Here is a 13,768-nt window from a genome sequence, read left to right on the forward strand (position 1 = left end):
AAGAAGGTGAGAAAATGGGCTTACGGAGTATGTTTTCAAATTATTTGTATCGACAAGCTGAAAAACGTGGTTGGTTTGAAGATATATTCAACAATACTATCCGATATGGTGGGAGATACGTCACTGACGATACTATTTTAGAGTCTAGCGATGTTTATGAGTTACTACAAGATATAAGTAATCAAATGATGCTGGCTGAGATCGTTGTGGAAGACAAAGATGGTAAGGAAATTAAAAATGATTCAGCTCTTAAAATTTTAAAGAATCCTAACAATTATCTTACGCAGTCCGAATTCATTAAGTTAATGACAAATACTTATTTACTTCAAGGTGAAACCTTTCCAGTGTTGGATGGTGACCAATTACATTTAGCCACTAATGTTTATACAGAATTGGATGATAGATTGGTAGAGCACTATAAAGTAAATGGAGAAGAAATCCCACCATTTATGATTCGTCATATGAAAAACATTGGGGCAGACCACTTAAAAGGAAAAGGTATTCTTGAGTTAGGAAAAGATACACTTGAGGGTGTTATGTCAGCAGAAAAAACTTTGACGGATAAGTATAAAAAAGGTGGATTATTGGCGTTCCTACTAAAATTAGATGCCCATATTAATCCACAAAATGCAGCACAGTCTAAACTTATTAACGCTATTTTAGATCAATTGGAATCCATTGATGATGCAAGGTCCGTTAAAATGATTCCACTCGGAAAAGGATATGCAATAGAAACGCTTAAAAGTCCGTTAGATGACGAAAAGACTCTGGCATATCTAAATGTATATAAAAAGGATTTGGGTAAGTTTTTAGGCATAAATGTAGACACATACACAGAGTTAATCAGAGAAGATATTGAGAAAGCAATGATGTATATCCACAATAAAGCAGTTAGACCAATAATGAAAAATTTTGAAGACCATTTGAGTCTTCTTTTTTTCGGCAGAAATTCGGATAAACGCATTAAATTCAAAATTAATATCCTTGATTTTGTTACTTATAGCATGAAAACAAACATTGCTTACAACATTGTTCGAACTGGTATTACATCACCAGATAATGTGGCGGATATGCTTGGATTCCCTATGCAAAATACACCTGAATCACAAGCTATCTATATTTCAAATGACTTGACTGAAATCGGTATGAAAAATGCAACTGATGATTCATTGAAGGGAGGTGATGGAAATGGCAAAGACAAAGGAAACACGGACATTTGACATCACTAAATTAAGTACTAGGGACGCTACGGAAGAACAACCTTCCAGGATAACTGGTTATGCAGCCGTGTTTAATTCAAAGACAACTATTGGTGGATGGTTTGATGAAGTTATTGAACCTGGTGCATTTGCTCGTTCTCTTTCTGAGAATAGTGATATTAGAGCGTTATTCAATCACAACTGGGATAATGTCCTGGGTAGAACGAAAAGCGGTACATTGAGACTAGAAGAGGATGAAAAAGGACTTAAATTCGAAATTGAATTACCTAATACATCTGTTGGTCGAGATTTAGCTGAGAGTATGTCCAGGGGCGATATTAACCAATGCTCATTTGGATTTTGGATAACCGAAGAGAATTGGGATTATAATGTTGAACCAGCATTAAGGACCATTAAAGAAGTAGAACTTTATGAAATATCGGTTGTTTCAATACCAGCTTATGACGATACGGAAGTATCTTTAGTTCGTAGCAAAGAAATTGGCAAAGAAATAGAACAACGAATGAAAATGATTAAACAAATAAATCAAATCTTGGGGGAAAAGTAAAATGAATAAACAATTATTATTAGCATTACAAAAACGAAGCAATGAAAGATTAGTAGAATTACGTACACAAGTTGAAAATCCTGAATTACGTGCTGAAGACTTACCAGCAATTCAAGAAGAAATTGATGAAATTAACAAGCAATTACAAGACGTTGCTGATGCTTTAGCTAATCTTGAAGATGAGGGTGAAGGTGACGAAGGCGACGAAGAAGGAGAGGAAGGTTCTGGCGATGCTGGCACTGAAGGTTCTGGTGAAGGTGGAGAAGGACGTTCTGGAAATCCAGAAGGGAATGCAGGTGTAAGTCCGGAACAACGTCAAGCAGCGATGGCAGCTATTAAATCAGCATTATCTACTCGTAATGCAAAATCAACTAAAGCGAAGGAAAAAGAAATTCGTTCAGCATTTGCTAACTTTGTTGTTGGTAACATTTCAGAAATGGAAGCACGTGCATTAGGTATCGAAGCAGGTAATGGCTCAGTTACAGTTCCAGAAGTCATTGCTAGTGAAATTATTACTTATGCTCAAGAAGAAAACTTCTTGCGTCGACTTGGCCAAGGTGTAAAAACAACTGGTAATATGAAATATCCAATTTTAGTTAAGAAAGCTACAGCGCAAGGTCATAAGAAAGAACGTACAGGTTCAAATCCAATCCCTGAAACAGATATCGAATTCGATGAAGTATACCTTGAACCTACAGAATTTGATGCATTAGCAACTGTAACGAAAAAATTATTAAAACAATCAGGTTTACCAATTGAACAAATTGTCATGGATGAATTAAAGAAAGCTTATGTTCGTAAAGAAGTCCGTTATATGGTTCATGGTGATGAAACTGATAATGTCAATCCAGGGGCACTAGCTAAAAAAGCAGTAGAGTATAAACCGACAGCAGAAGACGTTGAATTATATGATCAACTTGTTTCAATGAAAAATAGTGTGCCAAAAGTTGTTCGTAAAAAAGCCCGTTGGGTGCTTAATACAGCAGCGATTACAAAAATTGAGAAGATGAAAACTAAAGATGGTTTCCCATTATTAAAACCTTTAGAACAAGCTCAAGATGGTTGTGATTATAAATTGTTAGGCTATCTGGTGGAAGAAGAGGAAGAAATCAGTAAAGAAGGACAAGAAGATACACCTGTTTTCTATTTTGGTGACTTCTCTTCATTCAAAATTCAAGATGTAACTGGTTCATTAGAATTAGAAGTATTAAGAGAATTATTCACTAATACAAACCGAGTAGGATTTAAGCTGTATTCATTACTTGATGCACAACTAATCTACTCGCCATTTGAGCCAACTGTTTATCGTTATGAAGTAAAAGCTACAACTGAAGGTAAATAGGTTATGAATGATTTAATTGAGAAATTAAAATCTCATATTCATTGGGAAGAGGGCATGGATGATTCTTTGCTCTCTTTTTATATTGAGCAAGCAAAGACGTATGTAAAGAATGCGACAGGCAAACAGACCGAGTATTTAATTATTATGGTTGCCGGTCTTATCTATGATTACAGAGTCTCTGAAAAAGAATTAGAACAGGCACTTGATGCTTTAACACCGTTCTTTGTCCAGGAGGTTTATGCCGATGAAGAGAAAGACGAATAAACTCAAATGGATGGGTGAGCTACTTAAATTAGGAGAAACAATTGATCCTGAAACAGACCGTGTTATGATGGGATATCCGTTAGAACGTAACATTCGTTATAACAATATTGGGGTTACAGCCACTGATAAATTTACAACGAAAGATACGAATGAAATTGTAAAGAAAATTGAAGTCCGTATTGATCGTGACATTGAAAATAACCAAAAGGATTATCGTATAAAAGTTGGTGGCCGTATCTATGATATTGACCGTATTTATGTGCGTGAAGAAGACCGATTGATGGAGGTGTCACTGTCTTATGCAAATTAGTTTTCAAGAGTTACGAGACATTATGAAGAAGTCAGGCATTCCAGTTTATCGTGATAGTGCACCCACAACAGCAAATTATCCTTACATTGTGTATGAATTTGTGAATGAGCAACAGAAAAGAGCTTCTAATAAAGTTATAAAGGATATGCCACTTTATCAAATTGCAGTTATCACAAATGGAACTGAAAAAGATTACGAGCCGTTAAAGACTGTTTTTAATGAAGCAGGCGTGTCCTATTCTCAATTTGATGGAATGGGTTATGACGAGAACGACGACACTATCACGCAGTTTATAACGTATGTGAGGTGTATCCAGTAATGGCTTCAAATAACAATGGCTTTGCTGAAGCATTAGAAGATATCAATACGCTATTACGGGTGAATAAAAAAGTAAGTTTGGATGTGTTAGACGAGGCAGCCAAGTATTTTGCTAGTAAATTAAAAACCAAAATCAAAGCATCCAATAAAAACAAGCGGACGCATTTAAGGGATAGCCTAAAGGTTGTTGTGAAAGATGATCGTGTATCTGTGGAATTTAAAGATGAAGCGTGGTATTGGTATTTAGTTGAACATGGCCATAAAAAAGCAAATGGTAAGGGGCGTGTGAAAGGAAAACACTTTGTCCAGAATACCTTTGATGCAGAAGGTGACAAAATTGCTGATATTATGGCACAAAAAATAATGGATAGAATGTGAGGATGAGACACATGACAATTGAAAATAAAGAAATTCAATATTCCGTAGGGATCGAAGACTTATATCTGTGCTTGATGAAGGGAAATGAAACTTCTAGCACCCTACCAACTTATGAGGACATTGTTTATAGACAAACGAATATTTCAGATTTAACGATTTCCACTACTTCTACTAATTTTACAAAGTGGGCATCTAACAAAAAAATTATTAACATTGTCAAAAATACAGCGTTTGGATTAGCTTTTAACCTTGCTGGTTTAAATCGTGAAGTGAAAGATAAAATTTTTGCTAAAACACGTAAAAAAGGCGTGTCTTTTGAAACAGCGAAGTCGAAGGCGTATCCAAAGTTCGCAGTAGGTGTTGTATTCCCTTTAAATGATGGAACAAAAATATTACGTTGGTACCCAAAATGTACAGTTGCTCCAGTAGAGGAATCTTGGAAAACACAAGGTGATGAAATGACTGTAGATGACATTGCTTACACAATTACAGCAGATCCATTGTTATTTAATGATGTAACACAAGCTGAATTAGATACTGGTGATCCTGAGGCAAAAGGAATTAAAGCTGAAGATTTCCTAAAACAAGTAATTTGTGATGAATCTCAACTAGCGCAGCTAGGTGGAACGACTCAAACAGGTAAATAAGGAGGGTAATTATGGCACGTTTAAGTGATTTAGTTAACGTTAATATAAATTTAAATAAAATCAAAATACAGGGTGTCGATATCCCTGTTATTTTTACGTTTGAATCATTTCCTTATGTGGAAGAATCTTATGGGAAACCATATCATGAATTTGAAAAAGATATGAATGAAATGTTGGCAAAAGAACAATTTAACTTAGGGGAAAATGAAGCAAAATTGATGCGATCTTTAATTTACGCGATGATGCGTAGTGGAGGTACTGAGTGTACACCAACAGAAGTGAAAAATTCAATTCCGCTTTATGATTTACCTGATATTTTCAAAGTGGTATTTAACATTTTTAACGGTCAAAACTTCCAACATTCCGATATGGAGAAGCTAAAGCAAGAAAAAAAGTAAAAAACATACTGACTAAAAACGAGGAATCTCAGTCCGAATTGGACTGGGATTTTTATTTTTATGTCGGTAATACGTTGCTTGGTTTAAGTATGGATGATTTCTGGAAAATCACACCTGCACATTTTCTAAAACAATTCATTATGCATCTCAGATACAACAATCCAGATGCATTACATGAGCAGAAACCGAAACAAATCTACACGCTAGATCAAACACCATTCCTATAAGAAATGAGGTGAGAAAATGCCTGGGAATAGTAAAGAAAGAAACGTTGTTCTTAATTTTAAAATGGATGGCCAAGTTCAGTATGCAAATACATTGAAACAAATCAATATGGTTATGAATAATGCAGCGAAAGAATATAAAAATCATATTGCAGCAATGGGCCAAGATGCGACAATGACTGATAAACTTCTTGCTGAAAAGAAGAAGCTTGAAATTCAAATGGAAGCAGCCAAGAAACGTACAGCTATGTTGCGTGCTGAATATCAAGCTATGTCCAAGGACACAAATACAACCGCTGAACAACTCAATAAAATGTACGGGAAGTTGCTTGATGCAGAACGTGCTGAAACTTCTCTTGATCATGCAATGAAAAGAGTGAATGAAGGTCTTTCCGAGCAAGCAATTGAAGCCAGGGACGCACGTGGAACTTTATTGGATTTACAAGAGAATTCTAAGAAGCTTGAAGCTGAACAGAAGCGTTTGACAAGTTCATTCAAACTTCAAAATGCTGAATTAGGTCAAAATGCTAGTGAAGCGGATAAGTTAGAATTAGCACAGAAACAACTACGTCAGCAAATGGAAATGACGGATAGGGTTGTTCACAACTTAGAACAACAATTGAGTGCAGCGAAGCGTGTGTATGGTGAGAACTCTACCGAAGTGCAGCAACTTGAGGCTAAATTAAACCAAGCAAAAACTACATTAAAGCAATTTGAAAACTCCTTACAGAGTGTTGGGCGAAGTGGTTCACAAGCAGCGGATGGTATGGCGGAAATCAATAAGAAACTTGATATGAACAATTTAATGGAAGCCGCTGAAGTCCTCCAAGGAATATCCGAAAAATTGATTGAAATGGGAAAGTCAATTGTAAATACAGCAATAGAGTTTGATGGATCACAGAGGAAAATTCAAGCTTCATTAGGGTTGACTGGAAAAGGTGCCGAAAACCTTCAAAAGATTGCTGTTGATACTTGGAAAAAAGGCTTTGGTGAAAATCTTGAAGAGGTAGATAATGCACTGATAAAAGTTTATCAAAATATGCGTGATGTTCCGTATGACGAGCTTCAAATGGCGTCGGAAGATGTTCTAACGCTAGCTAAAGTGTATGATGTGGATTTAAACGAAGCGACACGTGGTGCAGGACAATTAATGAGCCAATTTGGTTTATCTACACAAGAAACATTTGATTTACTTGCTGCCGGTGCTCAAGAAGGTTTAAATTATTCGGATGAATTATTTGATAATTTATCTGAATATGCGCCTTTATTCAAACAAGGTGGTTTTAGTGCTCAAGAAATGTTTACGATTTTAGCAAATGGAACAAAAAGTGGTTCGTATAACTTAGATTATATCAATGACCTAGTGAAAGAATTTGGTATCCGTGTACAAGATGGTTCGAAAGGTGTATCAGAAGGATTCGGCGATTTATCTGAAGAGACACAAAAAGTATGGAAGTCATTCAATGAAGGTAAGGGAACTGCAGCTGATGTTTTTAATGCTGTGTTAGGCGATCTTCAAAAGATGGATGACAAAGTAAAGGCAAACCAGATTGGTGTTGCTTTATTTGGCGTGAAATGGGAAGACATGGGCGCTGAAGCTGTACTTAGTCTAAATAATGTACATGGTGGCCTTGGTGATGTAACTGGACGTATGGATGAAATGAAAAAACTTCAAGAAGAATCACTTGGACAAAAGTTTCAAAGTGCATTGCGAGAAACGCAAGCAGCACTGGAACCGTTAGGAAAACAACTTGCCGATTTAGCTGCAGATGTTCTTCCGAAAGCTGCAAAAGGAATCTCTGATCTTGCTGAATGGTTTTCTAAGTTACCTGGGCCAGTTAAAGATTTTGTTGCCATTTCTGCAGGCTTGACAATTGCTATTACAGCTATAGGGGCTGCGATAGGTGTGTTATCTTTTGCGTTTGGTGCACTGAGTTTATCATTATGGCCTGTTTTGGGAATTATCTTGGGTCTTTCAGCTGTAATTGCAGGTGTTATTTGGGCCGTAAAAAACTGGGGAGAAATAACCGATTGGCTTTCAAAAAAGTGGTCGGAATTTAAAGATTGGTTTGGTGAATTGTGGGATAGTATAGTTCAAACTTGTGAAGATGCTTGGTCATCCACAGTTGATTACTTTTCTGGAGCCTGGTCAGATTTTTTAAATATGGTAAATGAGTTCTTTGAACCTATAGGTCAATTTTTCACTGATCTATGGACGGGTATTTCTGATACAGCATCTGAAATTTGGACAGGTATTACTGATTTTTTTTCAGAATCGTGGTCTTCATTCATTGAATTAGCAGATAGTATATTGTCTCCTTTAGGTGAATTTTTCAGTGGATTGTGGACGAGTATTGTTGAAACAGCTTCTGAATTATGGGGAACACTCGTACAATCTTGGCAAGAAACTTGGAATACCATTGTTACGGTTTTAGATCCAATTATTTCTTTGATTTCTACAGTTCTTGAGGCTGGATGGTTATTAATACAAGCCGGAGCGCAAATTGCTTGGGCGGCCATATCTCAATATATCATACAGCCGATTCAGGAAGCGTATGATTGGATAAGTGCACAAATTGGTGAATTAGTCACATGGCTTAGTACGCAGTGGGAACTTATAAAGGCTGCTGCACAAGTTGCTTGGGGCTTATTTAAACAATATATTACTCAACCTGTTCAAGAAGCATGGAACTGGGTTAAAGAACAGATCGGTACGCTTGTTTCTTGGTTAAATTCACAGTGGGAGACCTTGAAATCATATACTTCCGCAGCATGGAATCTAGTAAAACAATATGTCATTCAGCCTGTTCAAGAATTGTGGAATGCAACGAAAGAAAAATTGAATGATTTAGCAAATTGGATACTAGGTAATTGGGCCAAAATCCAATCTTACACACTTACGGCATGGAATTTAGTTTATAAATATATTATTGATCCAGTGATTTCAGCTTATAATTCTGCAAAAGAAAAGTTCAATGATATGTACAACACAGCACGGGAAAAATTTGATTCAGTAAAAAATGCAGCTCAAGAAAAATTTGATGCGGCAAAGAGATTTATCATTGACCCGATAAAAGATGCGGTGGATAAAGTGAAGGGATTCATTGATAAAATCAAAGGGTTTTTCAGTGATTTGAAATTAAAGATTCCGAAACCGGAAATGCCTAAAATGCCGCATTTTAGTTTAGAAACTAGCACGAAAAACATTTTAGGGAAAGACATTACGTATCCATCTGGCATTGGTGTACAATGGCGTGCAAAAGGCGGTATCTTTACTAGACCTACCATTTTCGGTATGAGTAATGGCCAGTTGCAAGGTGCAGGAGAAGCTGGGCGAGAAGCAGTTTTACCGTTGAATAAAAAGACATTAGGTGAAATTGGTGAAGGGATTGCAGCAACGATGTCTACTGAACCAACTGTAATTAATATTTATAATCCTTCAGTGAGGGATGATCGTGATATCGACCGCATGGTCGGAAAAATAGATGATGCACTTGCTCAAAAAGGGCGTAATTCAAAAATAGGAATAGGGAGGACTTAAATTGCTAGACATAGGTATCGATAATCAGTTAGCAAGTGACTATGGAATATGTATGGTAGAACGCCCTGTTATTCCTACAGCAGAACAAGAAGTAGAATATATTGAAGTGTCTGGTAGACATGGCTCACTTACAAAAAAAGGGGCGTTTAAAGACGTTCCTTTAAAAATAAAATTCAATATGCTTGAAGAAGAGAATATTAAGCCGTTAGTGCGACGTATGAAGGCTTGGTTGATGAATGGAAAGACATTATATTTTACTGATGATGATGTGTATCGAAAAATTAAACATGTTGTAGTAGGTGATATTGTAAATGAAATTGAAGAACACGGTGAATTTGAAGTGGATTTTAAGCTAGATCCCTTTGAATATACAGAGGATGTAAATCTAAAGCTTACCAAACCTGGTGTAATTTATAATCCAGGTACAATTGAATCTGATCCTAAGTTTTGGATTGTGGGAAATGGTACTTTCCGTATAACAATTAATGACGTCTCTTTTCAAATAAAAGATGTGAATGGTTCTGTTGTCATAGACTCAGAAGTACTTGAAGCATATACAGATACCATATCAATGAATAATAAAATGGTCGGGCAGTTCCCTATACTCAACATGGGAGAAAATAAAATAGAGTGGTCAGGAGCAATTCAATTTATGGAAATTCGACCTAGGTGGAGATATAAATGATTACTTTATATAAACCAAATGAGACTGACTTTACACACAATGGTATAGGGGCTTTAGATAAAAATATTTATAACGCAACTGTTGAGGAAGAACTCAATGGTTTATTTTTATTTTCATTTAGTTATCCATTGTTTGCACCACGTGGTCTGGAAATAGAGGGAATGAGCATCATTAAAGTTCCAACTCCTGATGGTGAACAACTGTTTCGAGTGGCAGCTCCTAAAGTCAGTATGGGTGAAATTAAAGCGCAATGTTATCACATTTTTTATGACTTAACAGAAAATCTAATTGAAGACATTTTTGCTGAAACAACAAATGGTAATGGAGCAATGAATCGTATGTCAGCAGGATGCCAATACAAGCACCCTTTTCAGTTTTATTCAGATGTACCAAAGATAGCAAGTGCACGTATTGTCCGTAAAAATCCTGTGGAAGCATTATTGGATTCTAGTCAAGACAATTCATTTGTTAATCGTTGGGGCGGCGAATTAAAACGAGATAATTTTGATGTGAAGATGCTACAAAATCGTGGTATGGATCGTGGGGTAGTGATTCGTCATAAAAAAGATTTGTTAGGGTATGAAGGTAATGTGGATTGGAAAAGTCCCATAACTAGAATCATGCCACAAGGTTTTGATGGGTTATTTCTTCCTGAAAAGTATGTGGATAGCCCACTTATAAATAAGTATCCTCATCCTAAAATTAAAGTGGTTGAGTTTAAACATATTAAAGCAGCTATTGGTGAAAATGCTGACGATGAAGATGCAGTTCCGTTAGAAGAAGCATATAGGTTATTACGCCAGGCAGCTAAGGATATGTTTGCTATTCAAAAGGTTGATCAGCCTAAAGCGAATTATAACGTTAAGTTTCAGGAGTTATCACAAACGGAAGAGTATAAGGATTATAAGCATTTACAGAGTGTTTATATGGCAGATACGGTTACGGTTGAGCATCAAGAAGATGGTATTGATATAAAGGCGAAGGTAATTGCTTATAAATATGATCCAATAAAAAAAGAGTATCTGGATATAACCATTGGTAACTTCAAAGAATCCTTTACGGACGTTTCCGGTAGAGTTGATCTGGTACAAGAAGAGTTATCCAATATGCCAGGCTCTATTTTGGATGCAGCAAAAGCGAATGCTACAAGCCTTATTAATTCAGGATTCGGAGGACATGTCCGTATTTATCCAGATCGTATTTTAATTATGGATACGAAAGATGAAAAAAGTGCTAAAAAGGTTTGGCAATGGAATTTGAATGGATTAGGGTATTCTTCCACAGGGGTGAATGGACCATACGGAACTGCCATTACAAGTGATGGAAGAATTGTTGCTGATTTTATTACTGCAGGTACGTTGAGTGGAAATCTTGTGCAAGGTGGAGAAATAACAGGTGCAACATTACGAACTTCAGATAGTGTGAACTATGTAAATATTTCAAAGCAATTCATACGCTTGTATGAGTCATCTAGAACAAGGGTGTTTGTAGGGTATTACAAAAATAGTAGAAATGAAATACAACCTACTCTTATTTTAGGCGGAGATTCAGATTCCACAGGGGCAAATGGGGCTATTATGGTGTACCAATTCTCAGATACGAGCGTTAAGTCTGGTGGAATTGGAATCACAAAAGGACTCGATGGCAATGGATACTTGAATGCAGCTTCTTTATACTTTTCGCAAACAGGGAATGCAATGCTTGATGCTGACAAAATGATTGTCCTAAATGCTCAAACTGATATGAGGTTTAAAGTCAAAGATCAGTTCCGCTTTTATCGTAATGACAATTGGATTGCGAGTATTGGAGTGTCATCTGGAGGAGATACAGATATCATACTTCCAAATGCTATGATACGAAATTCGAGTTACGAAAATGGCTATATTCAAATAAAGACAGCTCTTGGATCATATTATCAAGGAGTAATTGCTTCAGACTTCAAAGTTTCTTCTAAAGAAACATATAAAACCAATATCCGTCCTATTGCATTCAGCGCACTTGAAAAGGTAATGGAATGGGAAATTAAACAGTACAATTTGAAAACCGATATTCCCAAACTGTATGAGATGCGTATGAATCGTAAAGAAGGAGAGCCGGTAATTACTACAGATGCAATTCCTACACATTATGGTTTAGTTATTCCAAAGGAAGCAGAAGAAAATGGTGTAGGCCTATACGGGATGCTTTCACAATTGACAAGCGCATTTCAAGAGCATGTGATAAAAACGGATGCTAGATTGGAAGAATTAGAGCCATTAACACCTAAAGGGAATATAAAGCATAGGAACAGGGTGAAACGTCAGAAAAAGCCATTTAGACATGTGAAACGGAGTAGCTAGAAAGAGGTGTAGTTATGCGAAATGAGGAAATTATGATAGATTTAGCAGATCCTGTGTTTACAAAAACAATTCGTTCTCGGCAAAATGACAAGAATGGATTGAAGCTTACGGTGAACGTAAGAGAAAAAGGGGAGAAGGTGGATTTAACAGGGTATGTGGTTAAATATGAAGCGACAAATCACACAGGAGTATTCATTCGAGATGATGCTCAAATAGTTGATGCAAAGAATGGTGTGTTTTCATATTCGTTTACATCTCAAGCTGTTTCTACATCGGATGATTGGACGGCTTATTTTGTATTCGAAAAAAGTAACGAACGAATGAGTACACCAGACATTCGTATTACATTAAGACGAGATGTAAAAGAAGGGAATATTAAAATTGAAAATTACATTTCAGAGTTTGATAAAGCCCTTGAAATGGTTAAAGGGTATCAAAAGCAAATTGATGAAGCTAATAAACGTATAAACGAATTGACAGCAGCAGTTACAGGTCAGAAATATCAACTGTGGAAGGTTACAGACGATGATGGAAGTTCCGTTGATCTGGCTGCAAATATAGATTTGAATACAATTGTAAAATCTGGATTCTATGTAGGAAGCCAACTCAAAAATACACCAAATAATTCAATATATACATGGTTTGTCGCCGTAGAATCTAGCAGTAATGCAGCTCTTGTCCAAAAAGCTACACTGCTTGGAAACTGGAATGAAATTTATATTCGAATAAATAACAGTGGTAAGTGGTCCGAATGGTCTCGTTTGGTATTAGAGAAAGAGATTGTACCTAAAACAGGCGGTACGTATACGGGAACGACTCATTTTAATACTGATAATGCTATCGTAATTGGTAGTCGTTCGTATAAAACAGTTCTTCATAAAGGTGCACAAGGCCAACTTGTTATCGCTCCTTCTACAGAAGAGCAAGGTGATGAATGGGATTGGTCCAAAAGAGTAGAAATTCGAACTGATGGAACAATTAAACAGGCGACTGATATTGGATGGATTAACCTTCCTACAACTGGGGTAGAGAATGTTCCCGATAGAATTTTGAAATATAAAAGAAGCGGTGAGCAGATATCCGTCATTGGATCTGTTAGAAATCCAGCAAATACAACAATATTCGCAGTCCTTCCGGTTGGGTTTCGTCCTGTGCAAAACATCGCTTTCCCAGCACTCGCTTATGGCAATGGACCAACAGTTTGTGAAATTACAGTTAAAAGTGATGGTGGAATTTTCGTAAATGGTGTTCAAAGTGGAAATACAATTCATATTGCAATTAACTTTTTAATTTAGATATTACAGATTAAGCGTGCATAAGCAGGCTTTTTTATTTTGGAATGGGGTGATAACAGTGGACAAATGTAAAGATTGCGAAGAAAACAAAACGAAGGTTCAAGGCATAGAGGTACGTCTGGCTGTCGTTGAGAGTAAAGTTGTGAAAATCGAAGAAAGCATTGAGAAAATTAGCGCCAATACTACATGGATTCTTAGAATCATCATCGGAGCAATTGTAACAGCACTTATTGGATTGCTATTGAAAGGGGGCATGTAAA

15 protein-coding genes are annotated in these 13,768 nt (G+C 36.5%); all 15 read left to right on the plus strand.

What is annotated here, in order from left to right; all coding sequences use genetic code 11:
- Positions 1 to 14: 14 nt before the first annotated feature.
- The 15 genes from ACS2CR_RS12935 to ACS2CR_RS13005 are packed head-to-tail and all read left to right on the plus strand — an operon-like array spanning position 15 to position 13,767.
- Positions 15 to 1,220, plus strand: coding sequence for a phage portal protein (locus ACS2CR_RS12935; RefSeq protein ID WP_153603083.1), 1,206 nt, complete (start codon positions 15 to 17; stop codon positions 1,218 to 1,220).
- Positions 1,189 to 1,767, plus strand: a complete 579-nt coding sequence (locus tag ACS2CR_RS12940; RefSeq protein ID WP_087988202.1) for an HK97 family phage prohead protease — start codon at positions 1,189 to 1,191, stop codon at positions 1,765 to 1,767. The genes ACS2CR_RS12935 and ACS2CR_RS12940 overlap by 32 nt, the downstream gene beginning before the upstream one ends.
- A 1-nt stretch (position 1,768) precedes the next feature.
- Positions 1,769 to 3,109, plus strand: a complete 1,341-nt coding sequence (locus ACS2CR_RS12945) for a phage major capsid protein (RefSeq protein WP_153603082.1) — start codon at positions 1,769 to 1,771, stop codon at positions 3,107 to 3,109.
- Between the two features lie 3 nt (positions 3,110 to 3,112).
- Positions 3,113 to 3,373, plus strand: coding sequence for a head-tail connector protein (locus tag ACS2CR_RS12950; RefSeq protein ID WP_106001074.1), 261 nt, complete (start codon positions 3,113 to 3,115; stop codon positions 3,371 to 3,373).
- Positions 3,354 to 3,683 carry a hypothetical protein gene (locus ACS2CR_RS12955; protein WP_374050073.1) on the plus strand — a complete coding sequence of 110 codons (330 nt, stop codon included), beginning with the start codon at positions 3,354 to 3,356 and terminating at the stop codon, positions 3,681 to 3,683. The genes ACS2CR_RS12950 and ACS2CR_RS12955 overlap by 20 nt, the downstream gene beginning before the upstream one ends.
- Positions 3,673 to 4,002 carry a hypothetical protein gene (locus tag ACS2CR_RS12960; RefSeq protein ID WP_153603080.1) on the plus strand — a complete coding sequence of 110 codons (330 nt, stop codon included), beginning with the start codon at positions 3,673 to 3,675 and terminating at the stop codon, positions 4,000 to 4,002. Before ACS2CR_RS12955 ends, ACS2CR_RS12960 begins: the two co-directional genes overlap by 11 nt.
- Positions 4,002 to 4,379: an HK97-gp10 family putative phage morphogenesis protein gene (locus ACS2CR_RS12965; RefSeq protein WP_153603079.1), complete on the plus strand. Its 378-nt coding sequence runs from the start codon at positions 4,002 to 4,004 to the stop codon at positions 4,377 to 4,379. Before ACS2CR_RS12960 ends, ACS2CR_RS12965 begins: the two co-directional genes overlap by 1 nt.
- Before the next feature lie 11 nt (positions 4,380 to 4,390).
- Positions 4,391 to 5,026, plus strand: coding sequence for a major tail protein (locus ACS2CR_RS12970; RefSeq protein WP_242321427.1), 636 nt, complete (start codon positions 4,391 to 4,393; stop codon positions 5,024 to 5,026).
- An 11-nt stretch (positions 5,027 to 5,037) separates the two neighbouring features.
- Complete coding sequence (locus tag ACS2CR_RS12975) at positions 5,038 to 5,424, plus strand: hypothetical protein (protein ID WP_153603078.1); 387 nt, start codon at positions 5,038 to 5,040, stop codon at positions 5,422 to 5,424.
- Positions 5,425 to 5,462: 38 nt separating this feature from the next.
- Positions 5,463 to 5,651: a hypothetical protein gene (locus ACS2CR_RS12980; protein ID WP_006927278.1), complete on the plus strand. Its 189-nt coding sequence runs from the start codon at positions 5,463 to 5,465 to the stop codon at positions 5,649 to 5,651.
- A gap of 16 nt (positions 5,652 to 5,667) precedes the next feature.
- Entirely contained in the window at positions 5,668 to 9,189 is a 3,522-nt protein-coding gene (locus tag ACS2CR_RS12985) for a phage tail tape measure protein (RefSeq protein ID WP_309567734.1), read from the plus strand.
- Position 9,190: 1 nt separating this feature from the next.
- Positions 9,191 to 9,874 (plus strand): phage tail domain-containing protein, encoded by a 684-nt coding sequence (locus ACS2CR_RS12990; protein WP_309567735.1) that lies wholly within the window; start codon positions 9,191 to 9,193, stop codon positions 9,872 to 9,874.
- Complete coding sequence (locus tag ACS2CR_RS12995) at positions 9,871 to 12,213, plus strand: phage tail spike protein (protein WP_309567736.1); 2,343 nt, start codon at positions 9,871 to 9,873, stop codon at positions 12,211 to 12,213. Before ACS2CR_RS12990 ends, ACS2CR_RS12995 begins: the two co-directional genes overlap by 4 nt.
- Before the next feature lie 14 nt (positions 12,214 to 12,227).
- Positions 12,228 to 13,508 (plus strand): BppU family phage baseplate upper protein, encoded by a 1,281-nt coding sequence (locus tag ACS2CR_RS13000; protein ID WP_038413811.1) that lies wholly within the window; start codon positions 12,228 to 12,230, stop codon positions 13,506 to 13,508.
- Positions 13,509 to 13,557: 49 nt separating this feature from the next.
- A complete protein-coding gene (locus tag ACS2CR_RS13005; RefSeq protein ID WP_038413980.1) occupies positions 13,558 to 13,767 on the plus strand; it encodes a hemolysin XhlA family protein in 210 nt (69 codons plus the stop codon).
- The last annotated feature ends 1 nt before the right edge of the window (position 13,768 follow it).

The organism is Bacillus cereus group sp. BceL291 (assembly GCF_051776705.1).
GTDB lineage: Bacteria > Bacillota > Bacilli > Bacillales > Bacillaceae_G > Bacillus_A > Bacillus_A cereus.

Bases quoted from the DNA above. Each gene is read 5' to 3' on its own strand.
- ACS2CR_RS12945 (WP_153603082.1), top strand. From the start codon at position 1,769: ATGAATAAACAATTATTATTAGCATTACAAAAACGAAGCAATGAAAGA.
- ACS2CR_RS12935 (WP_153603083.1), top strand. From the start codon at position 15: ATGGGCTTACGGAGTATGTTTTCAAATTATTTGTATCGACAAGCTGAA.
- ACS2CR_RS12960 (WP_153603080.1), top strand. From the start codon at position 3,673: ATGCAAATTAGTTTTCAAGAGTTACGAGACATTATGAAGAAGTCAGGC.
- ACS2CR_RS13000 (WP_038413811.1), top strand. From the start codon at position 12,228: ATGCGAAATGAGGAAATTATGATAGATTTAGCAGATCCTGTGTTTACA.
- ACS2CR_RS12970 (WP_242321427.1), top strand. From the start codon at position 4,391: ATGACAATTGAAAATAAAGAAATTCAATATTCCGTAGGGATCGAAGAC.
- ACS2CR_RS12950 (WP_106001074.1), top strand. From the start codon at position 3,113: ATGAATGATTTAATTGAGAAATTAAAATCTCATATTCATTGGGAAGAG.
- ACS2CR_RS12965 (WP_153603079.1), top strand. From the start codon at position 4,002: ATGGCTTCAAATAACAATGGCTTTGCTGAAGCATTAGAAGATATCAAT.
- ACS2CR_RS12940 (WP_087988202.1), top strand. From the start codon at position 1,189: ATGGCAAAGACAAAGGAAACACGGACATTTGACATCACTAAATTAAGT.
- ACS2CR_RS12955 (WP_374050073.1), top strand. From the start codon at position 3,354: ATGAAGAGAAAGACGAATAAACTCAAATGGATGGGTGAGCTACTTAAA.
- ACS2CR_RS12995 (WP_309567736.1), top strand. From the start codon at position 9,871: ATGATTACTTTATATAAACCAAATGAGACTGACTTTACACACAATGGT.
- ACS2CR_RS12975 (WP_153603078.1), top strand. From the start codon at position 5,038: ATGGCACGTTTAAGTGATTTAGTTAACGTTAATATAAATTTAAATAAA.
- ACS2CR_RS12985 (WP_309567734.1), top strand. From the start codon at position 5,668: ATGCCTGGGAATAGTAAAGAAAGAAACGTTGTTCTTAATTTTAAAATG.